This is a genomic window from Bacillus sp. JUb11 (genome assembly GCF_024807925.1).
GTDB lineage: Bacteria > Bacillota > Bacilli > Bacillales > Bacillaceae > Bacillus > Bacillus altitudinis.
Map to the genome: position 1 here is coordinate 137,317 of NZ_JANUEZ010000003.1, position 18,435 is coordinate 155,751.

The window sequence follows — 18,435 nt, forward strand, 5'->3', positions numbered from 1 at the left end:
TGCTGTGGTGAAAATGTTAGCATCTAAAATGATTGAACGGCTGCCTGAACAGAAATTCGGCACCGTCTTTGAAAAAATTGCTCAAAAGACAAAAAACGGAGCAACCATCATGAATCTAGGTCAGGGAAACCCTGATCTACCAACTCCTCCCCATATCGTGAGTGCCCTAAAGGAGTCAGCGGGTGTTTTGCCATTTCAACAATATGCCCCTTTTAGAGGCTTTGACTTTTTCAAACAAGCCATTGCAGATTTTTACAGATCGGAATTCGGTGCTGAGATTGATCCGCAGAAGGAAATTGCTCTTTTCACTGGCGGAAAAACGGGACTGTATGTCATGAGTCAGTGTCTGCTTGATCCAGGAGATATCGCACTCGTTCCCGATCCAGGATACCCTGAATATCATTCAGGCATTTTGATGGCGGACGCCCAGCCATACAGTATCAAACTTGAAGAGAAAAATGGCTATTTACCAGATCTCTCCTCTATTGATCGTGACGTAGTCAAAAAAGCAAAAGTACTGTTCTTGAATTATCCGAATAACCCCACGGGTGCTGTCGCAAATGAGGCATTCTTTGAAGAGGCTGCTACCTTTGCCGCCGCTCACGAGCTGTATGTTATTCATGATTTCGCCTATGGGTCATTTCATTACGAACAAACACCTGTGAGCTTCATGAATACTCCTCTCGGGAAAAGTGTAGGCGTCGAATTATATTCTCTATCAAAGACTTTTAATATGGCAGGATGGAGAGTCGCTTTTGCTGTTGGAAATGAGGAGATCATTCATGCCATCAATACCTTCCAAGACCACGTGTTTGTCAGTATGTATGGCGGATTTCAACATGCAGCGACTGCTGCCTTGCAAAGTGATGACTGTCATATTCAATCATTAAGAGCGATATACCTTGAACGAATCAATTTCTTCATCCGGCAAGCGGCGAGAAAGCTTGGCTGGACAATCAAACGTCCACCCGGCGCCTTTTATTTATGGGCTCCGATTCCTGATGACTTTGAACATTCTCATGCCTTTGCTGACTATTTACTCGAACATGCCGATGTTGTCGTCACGCCTGGAGGAGTATTTGGAGCCAATGGGAGCCGTCATGTACGCATTTCAATGGTTGCCCCGATTGAAGAGCTTGCTCTCTTTATCGACCGTCTGTCCATCCTCCCCATTCGATTTCATCAAAAAACCCGCCTATAGCGGGTTTTTTTCAGTTTATATACTTTTCATCGTTCCACCGTCTACGGAGATTTGTTGGCCTGTGATATAAGAAGCTTCCTCTGATGCCATAAAAGCTGCCAATGACGCCATCTCACTCGCTGAGCCTACTCTTTGCATTGGGATACCTGATGCGACAGCTTGTACAGCCTGCTCTCGTGACACTCCCTGCTTCGTCATCATATTGCCGATAAATTGTTCATACCGATCGGTTGCAATAAAACCAGGATTTAAACAATTCACCGTAATACTAGACGACGCAAGCTGTGTGGCTGCATTTTTACTGGCATTAATAATCGCTGCATTCATCATACTATTCGTAAACATTTGTTCACCAGGTTCCTTCCACAGGTTCCCGACAATTTGAATGATCCGTCCATATTCATGTCTTTTCATCAATGCTACTGCACGCTTCATTGTATCTACGTAGGCGATGGCTTTTTGGGAGAAAGCAGCCAGCATCTGGTCAGGTTCACATGAATCAAATGTATCTGGTTTTCCTCCTGGAATGTTATTGATCAGCACATCGAGTCTGCCAAACTCCTTTTCTATTTCTTCAAAGGCTTCCGACCTCACCGCTTCAACCGACATATCTCCACAGAATAGAGACAGCGGTTCCTTTGTTTCTATCATATCTTGAATATGCTGTTTCGTCTGTTCAAGTGAGGCCATATTTCTAGAGTTGATGATCACCTTCATATCGCTCTGGGCGGCAAGTTTTATTGCGATTGCCTTTCCAATGCCTGTACTTGCCCCTGTTACAAATGCAATTCTTTTAGACAAACTCATCCACATCCCTTTTCATCAATATACATAAAATGACACATACAGAATGTATTTCAACAAAAAAAGACCTTTCTCCTGCGAAAGGCCTCTCTTCTCTATTTAAATGTCGTTTCCCAATTAAATCCGATCGCCTCATCATTCCACGCAATTCTCTTCTCATCTGGGTTTTTTGGGTCGTACGATTCTGTTGTAAAATACACAATCTGCAGCGGCGTCTCCCCTAATACGCGGTAGCCATGGGCAACTCCCTTTGGGATGAGGAGCAGCATCGGATTATCTTCTCCCATATAATACACATCGGTTTGACCCTTTGTCGGGGAATCTTCTCTCAAATCGTATAAAACGACCTGTGCATGACCTGCTGGGAAAAACCAAACATCGTCTTGCTTTTCATGATAATGAAAGGCTTTGATCACTCCTGGGAAACTTTTCGACCACGACGCCTGCCCAAATCGTTTCAGCATCGGTTCGTCATCTCGAATAAGCTCTGCGAAAAAGCCGCGATCATCACAATGTTTCATGAGTTTTTTCGTTTGTACACCATCAATCATGCTGCTCGAATCTCCCTTCTTTCTGCAAGTATTCGTGAAGTGCATCCTTCCAATGTCTTGGCTTCCAACCTGTCGCTTCAATCGCTTGCAGGTCTAAAACAGAGTAGGCGGGCCGAGGTGTTTGGAAACCATACTCTTCAGTGGAAATGGGCTCAATTGTCGTAGACAGACCGCTTGTTGCCACAATTTCTGTCGCAAAGTCAAACCATGAACAGCTTGCTCGGTTACTGACATGATAAATACCTGCTTTCTGGTCAAACAAGTGAATCAAAGCTTCTGCGGCATCCTTTGTATAAGTAGGAGACCCTAACTGATCATTGACGATGCGCAAATGATCCTTCGTTTCAGCCAGCCGAAGAATGGTATTCACAAAGTTATGTCCCTCATGTCCATAAAGCCACGATGTCCGAATGATCTTCACTTCATCTGACACAAGATGAATCAATTCTTCTCCAAGTTTTTTACTTTTCCCATAAATGGTTTGCGGATCTGCTTGTGCATCAACTTGGTAAGGGGTATCCGCTTGCCCATCAAACACATAATCTGTGCTGACATGTAATACATCAGCCCCTACGTTCTTAGCCTCAAGCGCTGTATAGTAGGCGCCAATCCCATTCACAAGATAGGCTTTTTCCGTTTCTGTTTCGCATTGATCCACAGACGTATAAGCAGCCGCACTGACAACAATATCCGGACGGAAATGTCTCATTGCATGTCTGACTGCCTGTTGATCTGTGATATTCAGCATACTCCTTGTTAAAGCAATGACTGTGATGTCTTTTTCTTTCAGCTGTTTCGTCAATTCTTTCCCTAATTGGCCGCCTGCACCGGTGATTAAAACTTTCATCGGTCACCCTTCTTCACTTTGATCATATTTTGCACGATACCAATCGATCGTTTTTTCGATACCTTTTTCGAATGAAGTTGCCTGCACCCAGCCAAGCTCTTCTTTTAGCTTACTGGCATCAATGGCATACCGCCTGTCATGCCCTTTCCGGTCTTGAATAAACGCGATTTGGTCATGAGAGATGCCTAGATGTGTGAGAATGGTTTTGGTTAAATCAAGATTTGTTTTCTCGTTGCCGCCGCCAATATTGTACACCTGACCGGCTGTTCCGTTTTCTACTACTTGTTTTACGGCTCTCGCATGATCCTCTACATACAGCCAATCGCGGATCTGCTGGCCGTCTCCGTATATCGGAATCTTTTCACCATTGACCGCTTTTCTAATAATGGTTGGGATTAATTTTTCTTCATGCTGATAAGGTCCGTAGTTGTTGCTGCATCTTGTGATCATGGCGGGTAGTTGGTGGGTGTGGATATAAGATTTCACAAGCAGGTCTGAACTTGCCTTGCTTGCTGAATAAGGATTATTCGGTGAGAGTGGTGTTTGTTCTGTGAAAGCAGGATCATCCGGCTCCAAATCTCCATATACTTCATCTGTCGAAATATGAATAAGTTTTTTCGCCTTTCCCTTTAAAACAGCTTCAAGCATACGATAGGTACCAAGGACATTTGTTTGGATAAAGGGTTCTGCTGACTCAATACTGCGATCGACATGTGATTCTGCTGCGAAATGAATGATGGCATCATAGGCTTCATCAAATACTTGATCCAGTTCGTCTTGCAGCGTAATATCTCCCTGAACAAAACGGAAATGAGGCAGCTTTGATAAATATTCCATCTCCTCTGGATGACTGGCATATGTTAATTTATCAAATACGGTAAGCCGGACATCGGACTCTTGAAGCAGCAGCTTCACAAAATTCAGTCCAATAAACCCTGCTCCACCTGTAATTAAATAAGACTTCGTCATTCGTATCCCTCTTTTTCCTTCATCGTTTCAAACATTTTTGTAGATGCTTCGTGGAGAGATTCATGTGTTCCTGCATCAATCCACCACCCTTTTAACATATCATAGGTCAGCTGGCTATTTGAGATGTAGAGATTATTCACATCAGTAATCTCTAGTTCACCTCGATCTGACGGCGAGATTTCCTCGATATATTGAAAGACGTCTTGATCATAAAAATAGATGCCCGTGACGCAGTAAGATGACCTCGGGTGCTCTGGCTTTTCTTCTATTGATAAAATTCGGTGATGAGCAGTATCAATTTCTGCAATGCCAAACCGTTTTGGATCTGCCACCTCTTTCAATAAAACCTTGGCTCCGCTTTCTTGCTGCCGAAAGGCGTCGACAAAAGGGCGTAATGAATCTTCAAAAACATTATCACCAAGCATCAGCACAAATTTTTCCCCTTGAGCAAAGGGCTTTGCATAGGATAAACCATCGGAAATACCAGACGCTTCTGGCTGTACTTGATACACAATGTTCATCCCAAGTTCACGATCATCTTCCAGTAACTTTTGAAACAACGGAATTTGTTCTTCCTGTGAAATCAGCATCACATCTACAATTCCTGCTTCTTTCAGTTTGAATAATGACCAATAAATCATCGGGTATGGACCAACCGGCAGCAAGTGTTTGTTGAAAATCTTCGTTAATGGTGCCAGCCGTGATCCTTTTCCTCCTGCTAAAATAACTCCCTTCACATCTACACATCCTTATGTTCTTTTTGGTGTGAATTCATGAGGTGTATAAGAATGTTTTTCACTCGTTCGATTCCTTTTCCATCAATGAGTGAACGTCCATTAAGATGAATGCTTCTGCGGAGAAAATAGCTGTCAGACAGTTTTTGAACAGCTTGCAACAGGTCTTTTTCTTCCACAAGGTCACCTAATCCAAGGTGAAAACAAGCGCCCTTTTGCGCAAACATGCTCGCTGTCACTGCTTGGTGGTCTACTTGCGATAGGACAATGCTGGGCACCCCGATACAAATTACCTCATATAACGTCATACCGCCTGCTACGATAGCCACATCAGCTTCTGATAAAAGAACCGGTAGTTGATCTGTATGTTGAATGAATTGGATATGTTCCGCCTCTACTTGCTCTTTGATGTGAGAGGCTTTTCCTGCGACCGCTAAAATGTCTAGGTGATTTGTTTGAAGAAGCGCCGATACAGCCTTTGATAACAGGCCGCACGGATCACTTCCGCCAAGGCTGATGACCACCTTTTTACATTCTTTCCGAACCTCATATGTGTCTTTGAATCGATTAATCTCGTGATCTAACAATAAATAGGGCGTTCCATGATAATAAGCCGTGCCATTAACCTGCTCGTGCTTCCCGTCCAGACCGCCATAAATGCCGTTTATGACCGTGTCTGCAAGCTGACAGGCTTCCTCTCTTTTTTCCTCAAATAAGACCAGCCTCGCACTATCGCAGGAATCTTTGATCGTTTGAAGAAACTGAAGATCACAATCAAGGACATCTATGACTAAAAGGTCAGGCTTTAGCTTTTTGATGTCTTGTTGGATTTGTAGAAGCGCATTCGACTCATGCACCCTCTGAACGTGCCACTCTGGGTGCGAAAGCATTTCTACACAAATCTGATCATTTGTATAGAAATATAAGTCGTTCCCTTCCTGAAGCAGTTCTTTTGCCAAACGTTTCATTCTGGCGACATGACCCATTCCTCTTAAAAAACCCCCATAAACAACAATCATGATTTTTTTGTTCATTCAGCATCCTTCTGTCTCACAGATTGATTCAAACGAACAATGTCTGGATGTTGTTCACAGATGGAAATGAGCTCAGCTGTCGGCACAGCAATAGAACCACCAGCTTTCTCTAATAAACGGGTAGCAAACACATAATCTTCTTCTGTATCAATCGTGAATCGATAAGCAGAATATGCAAGTTCTTTGGGCGGTGTGAATAATTGAAGGTGAAATTGCTCGGGATGCTTTCTGATATACAGCGTGACATGCTCACGTTCTGAATAAGTGAGGGGAAATTTGTCGATTTCACATAAAATAGATGCCTCAATCATTTCCCCGGAAATACCGAGTGGTGTTCCGTTCGTATATGTGTAATCAGCCTTTTCCTGTCTATGTTTTTCAAGCATTTTCGACAAAAGCGAAGGATCTATAAATGGATTGTCTCCCGTTAAACGTACAACCGTTTTAGGTTCAAATTGGCGGACAATCTGCGCAAACCGCTCAAGCACATCTGCCTCACTGCCTCGAAACACCTTATAACCCTTTGACATACAGTATTGAGCCAAATAGTCATCCTCTGGCTCGACCGTTGTGGCAATCATAAGGTTTTGCATTTTGTGATGGTAATCATCTGATTGCTTCACCCGCTCCACAATCAAATCAATCAGCGCCATGCCGCCGATCGGTTTCATCACTTTTTTGGGCAGTCTTGTTGACCCCATCCTAGCCTGAATGACAAAAAGTACATCATGCATCATCTCGAGACTCCTGCATGAGTACGTCTTTCCACGAAACGCCTGTATGGGCTGGGATGTCTCTCACAGCCTTTGTGCCAAGTAAAATCGGCATATATCGCGGATGCAACCCCTGATTTTTTTGTCCAGGGCGCAGCACAGCTACATTTTCTGACGTGAGGGTCTCTCCCTTTGCAATGCCTTTTGTCGTAAAAATTCCTCGATACGCAAATTCTCGAATCTGCCCTTCAATGGCTGTTGTCGTTTTATAAGAACTGCCAAGAAGCTCCTCTGGTAATGAATGAACGTCTATTTCCGCTTGATTCCGCTGCTTTTCTGCTGCTCGAATGTGCTGAACCATTTCCTTTAATTCTTCAGGACTAAGAGCAAATGAATGATCCGCTCCGGGTAATGTTTTATCTATTGTAAAATGTTTTTCAATCATTGCTGCACCGAGCTTCACAGCGGCTACTGGCGCTTCCGTCGGGTGTTCACTATGATCTGAAAAGCCAATGACTGCTTCAGGGAAAGCGGACCTTAAGGTTTGAATTACCCGCAGGTTCGTATATGCTCTAGGAGCTGGATACTTTGCCACACAATGCATGATGGCGACTTGCTTATTTTGCTGGCTCGTAATCGTTTCGTATGCTTCATGAACATCAGCAATGGTGGCCCCAGCTGTTGAAAAAATGATCGGCTTGTGAAAAGAAGCCGTATGACGCAAAAGAGGCAAATGGTTGATTTCATAGGATGCCAGTTTAAAAGCAGGCGGATTCGTTTGATTCAATAAATCAGCCGATTCTTCATCACACACGGTGCTTAAAAACATCAGTCCTTTTTCCTTACAACGTCTCAATAAGACAGGTAGCCATTCAGGCGGCAGCTCCATTTGTTCCACTAAAGAAAAAATAGACACTTCTTCTCCTTTGGCCGTTTCGTATAACCCCGGTTCCTTTTGATACATCCGATCCGCTTGAAACATTTGAAACTTCACCGCATCAGCCCCTGCTTCTTTTGCCACATCAATTAAAGCAAGTGCCTGATCCAGCTTTCCATCATGGTTAATGCCTGCCTCTGCAATGATAAAGACAGGCGCATCATCTCCCACTTTGCGATCTCCGATATAGAAATGCGCCATCTTACCTCTCTCCTTTTTTCGGCCACACATGGTAATACAAAAAGGCATTTGTTGTTCTAAACCCCATCTTTTCGTACAGCTGGATGGCTGTCGTATTATGAAGCTGTGTCCCCGCAGAAATGAAGTGATGCCCTCTGTGATGAGACACTTTCATCATCTCAATAAACAGCTTTTTTCCGATCCCTTTCCCTTGAACATCCGGTCTGATCGCAAAAAGCTCAAGCCCCATCTCATGCCCCTTTGTCATACCTTGAATCAAGCCAACCACTTCATCATTTACCTTGGCAACGAGGTTGATATCTGCGCGTCCGAGTAGGTTGTTTCTCATCCACTCCTGATAAAAATGCTGAACAACACGCTGGTCTAAATATGGATCAAGGGCATAACGGCTTTTCACAAAAGCCCGATCACCTAGTAAGACCGCCTCATCGTAATCCTTTTCATCTGGCACACCCATCACCACATCTTGATCTGATGATGGCATCTCCATGAGGGCAGGCGGTGCCTCAAGCCTAGTGAGACCACCGACATAATACACATGGGATAGTTTTTGAACAATGCGGTTTCTTTCAAGATCAGCCGCCTCAAGACGTAAAAAGAAAAAATCACATTTTTCTGTTCTCATCCAATTGATGAATCTCTCCATCAATTCTTTAAAGAGCAGCGCTGATTCAGCTTCCACAAACTTCACATGAAAAATATGCTTGTCAAAAATGCCGCTTTCCCATTTGGACCATTCGTATAGCAGCACTGCTTTGAGCTTAGCGCCACTGACAAGAGCAAACTGCTTGAATCCTGCCATGCGTTCCGCTTCATGCCCATATGTTTTCAGCCAAGCTGCCAGCACCTGATCGTCTATTGCATGAACGACTTTCATGAAGAGGCCTTCTTGTCTTTTAAAATTGACACGACTGCGGTGATGACATCCTGCACATCTTCATCTGTCATACTTGGATAGAGTGGGAGCGAAAGCGTTCGTTTGTAATAAGTGAGTGCCTCAGGGAAATCCTCTGGTGAATGGTTGTAGGTCTCTTGATAATATGGATGCAAGTGAACGGGAATAAAATGAACACTCGTGCCGATTTTATATTCCTTTTGCAGCTGATCAATCATGTCATCGCGTGTGATCATTGCTTCTTTTGGATCAACTTGCAGCACATATAAATGCCACGCATGTCTTCCCTCATCATGTACAGGCGGCAAGATGAGACCAGCTTCATGTTGAAATGCCTGATTGTATGTCTTCGCAATCTGTTCTCTACGTGTCTGCATCTCCTTCAACCGGCTTAGCTGAACGAGCCCTAACGATGCTTGCACGTCAAACATGTTCATTTTATAGCCCGGTTCCTCGACCTCGTAATACCATGTTCCCTTTTCTCCATAACGATTCCACGCTCCCTTACTCATCCCGTGAAGCGCCAGCCTTCTGATTCTAGCCGCAAGTGCATCATCATTTGTCGTCAGCATGCCACCTTCACCAGTCGCTATGTTTTTCGTTGCATAGAAGCTAAAAGCGGTCGCATCACCAATTGATCCAATCGGTTGATCATGATAGGTCGTATAGAGGGCATGAGCGGCATCCTCCAGCACGAACAAATCATACTTTTTGGCAATCGTTAAAATTTGGTCCATATCACACGATTGACCAGCAAAATGTACAGGGACAACCGCTTTCGTATGTGGTGTAATGGCCGCTTCTAATTTTTTCGCATCTAGATTGAGTGTCGCCGGATCAATATCCACGAAAATAGGGGCTGCCCCCGTATGGATGATCGTATTGGCTGTTGCGCAGAACGTCAGAGGCGTTGTGATGACCTCATCACCAGCTCCAATGCCTCTCGCCTTTAACGCTAAAAATAGAGCAGCTGTACATGAATTAACTGCTATTGCGTGCTTCGCTCCAGTCAGCTGCCTAAACTCTTCTTCAAACTGTCTAACTTTTGGTCCGGTGGACAACCAGCCGGACTTTAATGTTCCAATGACTTCATCAATTTCTTCCTGTTCAATAAAAGGCAGTGCATAAGGAAGAAATTGTGCTCTCTTTTGTCCCATATCGCTTGCACACCCCTATCTTCATCTCTGAAAATCCACGCCTGTTTTTGTTTTGAGCAGAGAAAGCAGAACATCGGTCGATTGTGCATGCGGATAATGCTCTTGAATGAAACGAGCTCCTTGCTGTTTCGCCAGCTTCATTTCTTGTTCATCCGATAAAATACGGATCGCTTTCTCGGCCAACTCAATAGGGTTTTCCATGTGGCAGCTGCCAAGCGACTCGTAATAAGGGTATCTTCTGCCTTCTGTCATTTTTCCAATCAGTACACTCTTTTTAAAGAGCATTGCTTCCAGACCAACTGTTGATGTGAGCGTAATGACCATATCCATATACGGCAGGAGGTCATACAAGTCGATCTCTTTTTTAATTAATCTCACATGGTTCCCCGCACGTTCAATCGCTGTGTAGTCATTTAATCGATTTCGAGCGATTTCCCACGGATGCGGCTTCATAATCAGCTGAATGTCTTTCCGTTTTGCAATCGTTTTAAGCACATCACCGTAAAAGGCTTCTGAAAACGGCTGTGTTGCCACGAGCACAGTCTTTTTGGCAGGATTGAAGTTCAATTTACGAAAGACCATTTCCTGTTGAAGCGGTGTTCGCTCCTGCACCAAATCAAATCTCGGGTGACCTGTGATCTCCACCTGCTCAGGCTGACAGCCTTTGTCTACATACCAGTCCTTTTCATATTTTCCAAACACCCCGTGGCAGGTGGTGAAAATCGGCAAAAAGGCTTCGTCTCCCATGAGCGCACCGTGCTGAAGACAAATACTTGTGAGATGGCGCTTCACGGTTTGCAAGGCGAGCACACGGCTGTAGGCGTCCTCCGTCGTACCAACAACGACAGCTGTGATCGGCTGCATCTCAAATAGCGTTTCTATTTGGTCAATCACATCAATAAATTGCACAAGGTCCTTCCGAAGCTTTTCTCTAAAAAAGACATTGCCAAAGACAGGATGGTGGGCGTAAGGTTTCAATAGAGCATTTGCTTTTTCAATATATTCAACATGGGCTTCTTTATTAACCTCTCCGGCTAATTCCGGCTTGCTGATCACTGGTAATCCGAAATAATCAGCCTTCTTCCAGCGTGCGAGCACCACTGTTTGGTTCGGATGGAACCGCATGTAATTTTGTTCAGTAAAACGCAGGTGTTCAAAGTGAAGCAGCACCTTTCCATGACTCGGACGATAAGGGATACGCTTGATCTGCTGTTTATGCTGATCAAAAAATGGCTGAATGTCTTGTGGCTTTGGACAAGTTGTTGTCAGCTCTTCACCAAACGCCTTATCTTCCATACGTTCCCTCACTTCAGGGCTGATGTATTGATAAAAATTACTGATTAATCCAAGGGGTATGTGGCGATAGGATAAGTCTTTCATCAGATTCACATACTCAAAGTACACCTGCCAATAATGATGAATATAATGCGACACTTAAGGTCACCTCCCATGTCTTTGTTTTAATATATGACGGAGCTCCCTGCAGGTAGACTGCGGAGGAAGTGCTTGAATAAAATCGCTTTTCTCATCTTCTGCCAACTGATAATGAATAGACTGTTCTGTGATGTAGTTTGTATCCAATACCTCATCAAAAGGGTAGAACGGATAAAAGTGATTTAATCTAAAAAAGAACCGCGCATCCCCTATTCGATAAAAATGCGGACTCTCGTCCCAGTAGGATCCAAACTCAGCTCGAATCTTTGTTAAAATGGATGCACGATGTACAACTGAACAGTGATCAATAGCACAAGGTGCATTCCACTGCACCGTTTGCGCAGGTCGAATCGTTTCCTTTACTGGCTCTTTTTCGCTATTTAAATAGATAACTTTTGAACTAGAATAGACAATATGTTCATTCGGACGAGCATCTAAATAATTCGTGAGCTTCTCTAAACGGTCTGGTGCATAGACATTGTCATCTGTGGCATAGGAAATATACTCGCCCTTTGCCTGTTCTAATGCTTGATTAATGAGGACGGCATAGCGTGTTTTCGCCGTTCTTTCCTCCAGCGTTTTCACCCCGCTTTGGATAAAATGGATGCGTGGATCTTTACGGAAAGGCTCAATAGCAGCAAGGGTTTGTTCGTTTGATCCATCATCCATGATAAAAAGTTCAAAGTCTGACAAGGTCTGCTGCAGCACCGCTTCAATTGATCTTCCAACGTAGGCCGCTTTGTTGTAGCTCGTCATAATGACCGTTACTTTCGTCAATGTTTTCACCTCGGTCTCTTTTAAACTATGGTTATCATATGTGTCTCCTCTTAAAGAGACTGTAGAGTGACCTATTTTTTATAAAATTGGATTTTTTTCATGATCTATCTTTGAAAAACGTAAAAATTTTGGTAATATAAGTAATCATTTATGTGTATTAAAGGAGTAAAGAACATTGGAGTATATGAAGAGTGATCTCTCCCAAGAAGAGGAAGCAAAAGGTTTTTTTCGATTCTTTAAAATTTTTGTCGCGACAAAAACGATTATTCGCTCATATGAACATACCTCTATTCCCATGTGGCTGATGATACTCCTTGCAAGTATCGCTGGTACTAGCTGGATGTACGAAGGGTATTTTAGTGAGTATATGGGCAATCATATTCCATATCCTTTTATTCTGTTACACGGAGCAGGTTTTGGTATTTTAGTAGGCAATTTCCTTCTATTTTTCGGTTCATTCATTTTACAGTGGTTAGGGCGACTGTTTTTTGGCAGTAAAGCGCCGTATCGAGATGTGCTCAAAGCTTGCACACTGACGGTCATTTTTCCTTCCACCTTATTTGCTCTTACTTGGATTTTTACTGTGGGGTTGCTTGGTCCGTATACATTTGTGAAAATCTCACCCTATTTAGACCAGCACTATGAATTATGGTATTATCTCAGTGTTTTACCACTGGTTGATGCGTATACCAAGACATGGATATTTGGGATGGCTGTTTTAGGCCTTGTCGCTGTGATGAAGCTGAGAATATGGCAGGCCTTTATCATTGCCATCACACCGATCGCCTTATTTTTTCTCATCATGACCCTTCTCTATGACGTCCAGCGGGCTATGAATTGGTTGATGTAAACAGGCATTCCTTAGATTGTTGGAAACCTTTGCAGTCTAGGCAGTACGAATATGGGGTTTGTCTTCTTTTCAGCGTGATAGAAAACCTTTGCAGTCTAGGAAGGACGAGCATCGGCGCGGAGCGAATTTGACATTCGTGAGCACCTAAGCGCAGGACTGACACCGAATGCGAGGGTTTGTCTACACGCTGAGGAACTGCACAAAGCAGTTCCTTTTTTTCGTTCAATGTACATATTCTCTCTTCCTGTCTCATAGTGTGAAAGAGAAAAAGAATGCTATGGAAACAACAGGCGCTTTTCTGCCTTCTGTTTAGAACACCATGAGGAAAGAGGAGGAACGTTATGAAATTGAAAAATCAATTTGGGCAAGGTTCGGGTTTCGAAGGTCAAGATTTTCGCCAGCAACAATATGGAGCAAATCCGTATCCTGCGCAGCAGATGGGTTATTCAGTCCCTCCCCAAACGCAGGGTCAAATGCAAGGTCAAATGCAGCAGGGGTATTCGCCAATGCCGTCTACTGGTACTTCACAAGGAGGCCAAGGTGGGCAAAGTGGCGGGCAGCCCTATCAAATTCCTTCGGGACCGATTTATCAGCAGAACGTCACCGGTCAGCTGCCGCTTGAGCAGTCCTATATTGAAAATATTTTACGATTAAACCGCGGCAAAGTAGCCACGATCTATATGACGTTTGAGGCAAGTAAAGAATGGAACTCTAAGATTTTTAGAGGGGTCATTGAGGCCGCAGGACGTGATCACATTATCATTAGTGATAACAAAACTGGGACACGATACTTATTGTTAACAATCTACCTTGATTACATTACGTTTGATGGGGAAATTCAATATGACTATCCATACTCGATGTCTACGTATTCTCCGAGATAACCTCAAGGTCCTATCAGCAGCAAGGTGCAGACGCCCTTGCTTTTTTCTTTTGTCTAGGTTTTTGACACACCTTCGGGGGAAGGCTCATAAGATGCCTAGTAGTTTTTATTAAACGCCTAGAGGTGACATCAATGACTGTTGAGCTGGATTATACATCGCCGAATGTCAAATATTCATTTGACCTGAACCAAAGCCCCCTTGTGAAATATGACCAACACAACCTGATTAATGTTTTAGGAAAAAAACAATTAAATTCGCTCGATCAAGTATCTCTGCTGGATATATATTTGAGTAAAAGCAAAGTAGTAGAGCCTCATTATCATCAAAATGCTGCCGAGCTTGTTTATTGTATCGCCGGCTCTGCTGCTGTATCCATGTTGAACCCTTTTACAAAAAAGCTGTCCACCTACACCATTACCCCTGGGCAGGTAGCCAATGTGCCACAAGGCTGGTGGCATTACGAAGTCGCCTTGCAGGACAAAACCCATTTGTTAGCCATTTTTAACGCATCGACGCCAGAAGTCATCTTAGGTTCAGACCTTCTAACCCTCACGCCTTCTCACATCATGGCACATACTTATTGCATGAACGAAACGCAGTGGAAGCAGGCGACGCAGCCTGTGAAACCTGGTGTGTTTATCGGACCTTTCTGCCACCGGGAGGAAGAGACACAAACGCACCCTGTCCCCCCTTCCCACTATGTACCTTATTATCAAGCACCTCCGAACTATTCTCCTTATTGGAGTTAAGAAAAAAACCGATGCCCCTATGAGAGCATCGGTTTTTTATCTTATAAATTTTTTGCTGCTGCAATCACTAGCATGATCCAAGAAGCGATAAATGCCACTCCGCCAATTGGTGTAATGGCACCTAGAATCTTCACCTGAGTCAAGGCAAGCACATAAAGGCTTCCTGAGAAGAAAAGAATGCCTGCCAGCATCACCCAGCCAGCAGTCGGCACTAGGGAAACACCTGACAGTTTATCTGCCAGAAAGGCGACAATAAATAGGCCAATGGCATGGAACATCTGATATTGAACCCCTTTATTCCATATCTCAATATACTTTTCAGGAATTTTCCCTTCCAATCCATGTGCACCGAAGGCTCCAAGACCAACCGCAAGCATGGCGTTAATGGCACCTAATATGAAAAATAGTTTCATTCGTCATTCTCCTTATCTCATCAATTATGTTTATCATAGCGTGGGTCTTATCCAACATTCAACTTTCCTATGATGCTGACACGAGATTGTCGGATTTCTTCTTCTTTCGCAGTAGCACTTGATCGACCACAATCGCAATCAGTGTGCCAAGCACAAGACCATTGCTCAATAAAGAAATCAGCACAGGATGCATGCCTTTCAATGCCCCCTGCGGCACAAACATTGCGCCCACACCCGCTAAAACAGCGATGCCAAGCACAAATCGAATGCGCGGGATGTCTTCTTTTTCATACTGATCGAATTCAGACATAGCAATCCCAATCATAGAAGAGAACACCACAAAGTTCACAGCCAGCCCCACAGGAGAAGGCAATGCAGAGAAAAAGCTCATCAATAATGGAAATAAACTAATGAGGACAATGAGCAGACTGCCAATAAAAAATGGCTTTCTCGATGGAATTTTGGTTGTTTGTATAAAACCCGCTGCCCCTGAAATAGGGACAGGCGCAATCGCACCAATCAGTCCGCTTAGCAAATGACCAAATGCGGCGACAAAACCAGCCGGTCTGGCTCGTTTCCGCTCACGCAGTTCACCAAATGCCTTCACGGAACTTTCCACAATTCGAATACTTGCCAGCATATTCACAATGAGTAAGATCGTAATAAAAAAGGACGTGACAAGCAGTCCACTGTCAAAGACCGGCATGCCAAACGGAAACAGTTTTGGAAACTCAATGATCTGCTCAGGAATGCGAACTGGCTTCGCTAGTCCGAGTAAAGCAAATAACAGCCAGCCGCCTGCAAGTGCGAATAACACAGAAAACTGTCTTAAATAATGCCATTTTGAGCGGCTGATCATGAAGGTGATGACAATAATCAAGATCGATAGACAAAAGACAAGCCCATCTACCTGATTTCCCCGATAGCCGATCCCCATTAGCCCTTTCATGATTGGCTGACTTAACTGCACAACAAGTAGCAGCAAATAAATACCTGTGACAACCGGCGTAAATAAAGACGCAAGCCAATTAATGATTTTAAAGAGACTAAAAATAAAAAAGAACGCAGCACTAAAAATTAACGCCCCTTGTAATGCTTGCAAGGTTTCAGGATATGTGGCAAAAATCGTCCCTGTCATGCCTGCATAAAGGGTATATACCCCCCACCACAGCCCTGCTGGACTTTCATTGATTGGCAACATATGACCGCATAAACACTGCACCATCGCCACAAGTCCAAGTGAAAAGAATGTACTCTGAATCAGTTCCGCCGACTGCACTTGATTTAATTCAAATGCTTGTGCAATCGCAATCGGCACAGCAATAGAAGCTGCGATAAAAAATGCCATCCACTGAATGGCGCCCAAAAATAGTTTCAACCCGATCACCTTCCCTTTGTCGTGACAAGACCATTAAAAATCAAAAATAGAGTCACCGTTGCCATCTTTCTCTTGTTGACCCTCTTCTTTATGCTGAAATTTCTTTGCACCGCTAGTGCCCATCAATTTCTCTAGCATGGCTTGATCCGTAGACACAGCCGGTGCAGATGGTGTCTGTATAGATGGAGGTGGTGAAATGACCGAAGACTGCGGCATTTGCACCTGTGATGATGTGTCGAGAATGACATCACATAGTGAAGAGATGACCGCCGCTTGACGTTTCACCTCTTCATCATTTCCACTTTGTTTTGCTTTTTGAATGGCTTCCTCCATTTTTTGAAGCAGACTTGATATATGAATATTCAAGGGTAGACCCTCCAATCTAAAAAATTCGTTTTCCAACATTATTTTACCAAATGAACAAACCGAATGGGTTCCTTTTTTCAAAGCTGTGTGCTTCTGATCCTCTTATTTGACCCTTACCCAAGATTCACACATAATAAAAAAGAAACAATATCGTCTTTGAAAGGACTGAAAGATGAGCAAACTCACTGAACTCATTCACAAACAAAAAAACGTGCAAACACCAGCGGTTCAAGATCGAATCCGCCTTCTTAACGATTTGAAAAAAGCCATTAAACATCATGAAAAGGACATATTACAAGCCTTGGCCCATGATTTACATAAATCCGAGCAGGAAGCCTATACAACAGAAATTGGCATGGTATATGAAGAGATCAATCATACCGTCAAACATCTTCACAAATGGGCCAAACCATCTCGCGCGAAAACACCTCTGACCCATATCGGATCGAAAAGTATGATCATTAAGGAACCGTACGGAAGTGTTCTGATTATTGCCCCTTGGAACTATCCTTTCCAATTGGCCCTTTCGCCATTAGTTGGAGCCATTTCTGCCGGAAATGCCGTTACTTTAAAACCGTCAGAATTAACGCCGCACGTCTCAAACGTGATTGGCACGATTGTGGAAAGCGTGTTTCAAGAAGATCTTGCAGCGGTCGTTGAAGGCGGTGTGGATGTCAGCACAGAGCTTCTGAAACTGCCTTTTGATTATATTTTCTTTACTGGAAGTGTAGCCGTCGGCAAAGTCGTCATGGAAGCGGCCGCAAAGCATCTCACACCTGTCACACTTGAGCTCGGCGGAAAAAGTCCATGCATTGTCATGCCTGATGCAGACATCAAGCTCGCTGCGAAGCGAATCACCTTTGGTAAATTCACGAATGCTGGTCAAACATGCATTGCACCAGACTATTTACTTGTTCATGAATCGATCAAAGAGAACCTATTGCGTGAAATGACGACCTGTATCCGTGACTTTTACGGGGACCAGCCTGAAACAAATCCGCATTTCGGAAAAAATGTCAGCCAGCGTCATTTTGATCGACTTTCACAATTTCTCTCAAATGGCACGATTGTGACAGGTGGACAGCGTAATGAACAAGAGCTCAAAATCGCACCGACCATTCTAGATCACATTACATGGGAAGATCCTGTGATGCAGGAGGAAATTTTCGGACCTATTTTGCCTGTCATCACATTTGACTCTCTTCAAGAGGCAGCTGACATGATTCAGGCAAGACCGAAGCCGCTCGCTCTTTACTTATTTACAACCAATAAAGAAACAGAAGCCTATATTCTAGACAACCTCTCATTTGGCGGAGGCTGCATCAATGATACGCTGATGCATGTCGCCACTCCATATTTACCATTTGGAGGCGTTGGTGAAAGCGGTATCGGACGATATCATGGAAAAGAAAGCTTTTTCACCTTTACACATGAAAAAAGTGTCCTGCGCCAGACCAATCGCTTTGATTTTTCTTTCCGATATCCAAATGCGAAAAACGGACTCGACATTGTCCGCAAATTTTTAAAATAAACAGGACGAA

At 43.7% G+C, this 18,435-nt stretch carries 20 protein-coding genes; 5 read left to right on the forward strand and 15 right to left on the reverse strand.

What is annotated here, in order from left to right:
* The first annotated feature begins 7 nt into the window (after positions 1-7).
* Positions 8-1,201, forward strand: a complete 1,194-nt coding sequence (locus M2369_RS06745) for an aminotransferase class I/II-fold pyridoxal phosphate-dependent enzyme (RefSeq protein WP_041508122.1) — start codon at positions 8-10, stop codon at positions 1,199-1,201.
* Between the two features lie 15 nt (positions 1,202-1,216).
* On the opposite strand, the gene M2369_RS06750 is transcribed toward M2369_RS06745, so the two are convergent.
* The 12 genes from M2369_RS06750 to M2369_RS06805 all read right to left on the reverse strand — a co-directional run bounded on the left by M2369_RS06750 (position 1,217) and on the right by M2369_RS06805 (position 12,254).
* A complete protein-coding gene (locus M2369_RS06750) occupies positions 1,217-2,008 on the reverse strand; it encodes an SDR family oxidoreductase (protein ID WP_285891444.1) in 792 nt (263 codons plus the stop codon).
* 92 nt (positions 2,009-2,100) lie between these two features.
* Positions 2,101-2,556, reverse strand: coding sequence for a dTDP-4-dehydrorhamnose 3,5-epimerase family protein (locus tag M2369_RS06755; RefSeq protein WP_008343612.1), 456 nt, complete (start codon positions 2,554-2,556; stop codon positions 2,101-2,103).
* Positions 2,549-3,403, reverse strand: coding sequence for a dTDP-4-dehydrorhamnose reductase (rfbD, locus tag M2369_RS06760; RefSeq protein WP_041507939.1), 855 nt, complete (start codon positions 3,401-3,403; stop codon positions 2,549-2,551). Before rfbD ends, M2369_RS06755 begins: the two co-directional genes overlap by 8 nt.
* Positions 3,404-3,406: 3 nt before the next feature.
* Positions 3,407-4,372 carry a dTDP-glucose 4,6-dehydratase gene (gene rfbB / locus M2369_RS06765; RefSeq protein ID WP_024719470.1) on the reverse strand — a complete coding sequence of 322 codons (966 nt, stop codon included), beginning with the start codon at positions 4,370-4,372 and terminating at the stop codon, positions 3,407-3,409.
* Positions 4,369-5,109, reverse strand: coding sequence for a sugar phosphate nucleotidyltransferase (locus M2369_RS06770; RefSeq protein ID WP_041507940.1), 741 nt, complete (start codon positions 5,107-5,109; stop codon positions 4,369-4,371). Before M2369_RS06770 ends, rfbB begins: the two co-directional genes overlap by 4 nt.
* A gap of 2 nt (positions 5,110-5,111) precedes the next feature.
* Entirely contained in the window at positions 5,112-6,140 is a 1,029-nt protein-coding gene (locus tag M2369_RS06775) for a glycosyltransferase (RefSeq protein ID WP_041507941.1), read from the reverse strand.
* Positions 6,137-6,877 carry a cytidylyltransferase domain-containing protein gene (locus M2369_RS06780; RefSeq protein WP_041507942.1) on the reverse strand — a complete coding sequence of 247 codons (741 nt, stop codon included), beginning with the start codon at positions 6,875-6,877 and terminating at the stop codon, positions 6,137-6,139. Before M2369_RS06780 ends, M2369_RS06775 begins: the two co-directional genes overlap by 4 nt.
* A complete protein-coding gene (locus tag M2369_RS06785) occupies positions 6,867-7,991 on the reverse strand; it encodes an N-acetylneuraminate synthase family protein (protein ID WP_041507943.1) in 1,125 nt (374 codons plus the stop codon). The genes M2369_RS06780 and M2369_RS06785 overlap by 11 nt, the downstream gene beginning before the upstream one ends.
* Before the next feature lies 1 nt (position 7,992).
* A complete protein-coding gene (locus M2369_RS06790) occupies positions 7,993-8,868 on the reverse strand; it encodes a GNAT family N-acetyltransferase (RefSeq protein ID WP_193803918.1) in 876 nt (291 codons plus the stop codon).
* Entirely contained in the window at positions 8,865-10,043 is a 1,179-nt protein-coding gene (locus M2369_RS06795; protein WP_251185112.1) for a DegT/DnrJ/EryC1/StrS family aminotransferase, read from the reverse strand. The genes M2369_RS06790 and M2369_RS06795 overlap by 4 nt, the downstream gene beginning before the upstream one ends.
* 21 nt (positions 10,044-10,064) lie before the next feature.
* Positions 10,065-11,477, reverse strand: a complete 1,413-nt coding sequence (locus M2369_RS06800) for a capsular polysaccharide export protein, LipB/KpsS family (RefSeq protein ID WP_041507946.1) — start codon at positions 11,475-11,477, stop codon at positions 10,065-10,067.
* A gap of 6 nt (positions 11,478-11,483) precedes the next feature.
* Positions 11,484-12,254 (reverse strand): glycosyltransferase family 2 protein, encoded by a 771-nt coding sequence (locus M2369_RS06805; protein ID WP_041508123.1) that lies wholly within the window; start codon positions 12,252-12,254, stop codon positions 11,484-11,486.
* Between the two features lie 175 nt (positions 12,255-12,429).
* Between M2369_RS06805 and M2369_RS06810 the strand changes: the two genes are divergently transcribed.
* The 3 genes from M2369_RS06810 (at position 12,430) to M2369_RS06820 (ending at position 14,737) form a co-directional block, all read left to right on the forward strand.
* Complete coding sequence (locus M2369_RS06810) at positions 12,430-13,104, forward strand: YIP1 family protein (protein ID WP_024719479.1); 675 nt, start codon at positions 12,430-12,432, stop codon at positions 13,102-13,104.
* Between the two features lie 341 nt (positions 13,105-13,445).
* A complete protein-coding gene (gene gerQ, locus M2369_RS06815; RefSeq protein WP_007497781.1) occupies positions 13,446-13,988 on the forward strand; it encodes a spore coat protein GerQ in 543 nt (180 codons plus the stop codon).
* Between the two features lie 131 nt (positions 13,989-14,119).
* Entirely contained in the window at positions 14,120-14,737 is a 618-nt protein-coding gene (locus M2369_RS06820) for a cupin domain-containing protein (RefSeq protein ID WP_019743221.1), read from the forward strand.
* Positions 14,738-14,778: 41 nt separating this feature from the next.
* Here M2369_RS06820 and M2369_RS06825 read toward each other — a convergent pair whose 3' ends face one another.
* From M2369_RS06825 to M2369_RS06835, 3 genes are all read right to left on the reverse strand, one after another.
* The gene (locus M2369_RS06825) at positions 14,779-15,150 is read right to left on the reverse strand and encodes a DUF423 domain-containing protein (protein WP_003215282.1); all 372 of its coding nucleotides are present in this window, start codon (positions 15,148-15,150) and stop codon (positions 14,779-14,781) included.
* Between the two features lie 67 nt (positions 15,151-15,217).
* On the reverse strand, positions 15,218-16,528 hold the full coding sequence (locus M2369_RS06830) for a purine/pyrimidine permease (RefSeq protein ID WP_041507947.1): 1,311 nt from the start codon (positions 16,526-16,528) through the stop codon (positions 15,218-15,220).
* Between the two features lie 33 nt (positions 16,529-16,561).
* Entirely contained in the window at positions 16,562-16,894 is a 333-nt protein-coding gene (locus M2369_RS06835) for a YwdI family protein (protein WP_008343634.1), read from the reverse strand.
* Between the two features lie 172 nt (positions 16,895-17,066).
* Between M2369_RS06835 and M2369_RS06840 the strand changes: the two genes are divergently transcribed.
* Positions 17,067-18,425: an aldehyde dehydrogenase gene (locus M2369_RS06840; protein WP_041507948.1), complete on the forward strand. Its 1,359-nt coding sequence runs from the start codon at positions 17,067-17,069 to the stop codon at positions 18,423-18,425.
* Positions 18,426-18,435 lie beyond the last annotated feature (10 nt).

Excerpts from the sequence above, each read along its gene's own strand:
- M2369_RS06785 (WP_041507943.1), bottom strand. The coding sequence starts at position 7,991 with ATGGCGCATTTCTATATCGGAGATCGCAAAGTGGGAGATGATGCGCCT.
- M2369_RS06755 (WP_008343612.1), bottom strand. The coding sequence starts at position 2,556 with ATGATTGATGGTGTACAAACGAAAAAACTCATGAAACATTGTGATGAT.
- M2369_RS06790 (WP_193803918.1), bottom strand. The coding sequence starts at position 8,868 with ATGAAAGTCGTTCATGCAATAGACGATCAGGTGCTGGCAGCTTGGCTG.
- M2369_RS06775 (WP_041507941.1), bottom strand. The coding sequence starts at position 6,140 with ATGAACAAAAAAATCATGATTGTTGTTTATGGGGGTTTTTTAAGAGGA.
- gerQ (WP_007497781.1), top strand. The coding sequence starts at position 13,446 with ATGAAATTGAAAAATCAATTTGGGCAAGGTTCGGGTTTCGAAGGTCAA.
- M2369_RS06840 (WP_041507948.1), top strand. The coding sequence starts at position 17,067 with ATGAGCAAACTCACTGAACTCATTCACAAACAAAAAAACGTGCAAACA.
- rfbD (WP_041507939.1), bottom strand. The coding sequence starts at position 3,403 with ATGAAAGTTTTAATCACCGGTGCAGGCGGCCAATTAGGGAAAGAATTG.
- M2369_RS06780 (WP_041507942.1), bottom strand. The coding sequence starts at position 6,877 with ATGATGCATGATGTACTTTTTGTCATTCAGGCTAGGATGGGGTCAACA.
- M2369_RS06825 (WP_003215282.1), bottom strand. The coding sequence starts at position 15,150 with ATGAAACTATTTTTCATATTAGGTGCCATTAACGCCATGCTTGCGGTT.
- rfbB (WP_024719470.1), bottom strand. The coding sequence starts at position 4,372 with ATGACGAAGTCTTATTTAATTACAGGTGGAGCAGGGTTTATTGGACTG.
- M2369_RS06795 (WP_251185112.1), bottom strand. The coding sequence starts at position 10,043 with ATGGGACAAAAGAGAGCACAATTTCTTCCTTATGCACTGCCTTTTATT.
- M2369_RS06750 (WP_285891444.1), bottom strand. The coding sequence starts at position 2,008 with ATGAGTTTGTCTAAAAGAATTGCATTTGTAACAGGGGCAAGTACAGGC.
- M2369_RS06820 (WP_019743221.1), top strand. The coding sequence starts at position 14,120 with ATGACTGTTGAGCTGGATTATACATCGCCGAATGTCAAATATTCATTT.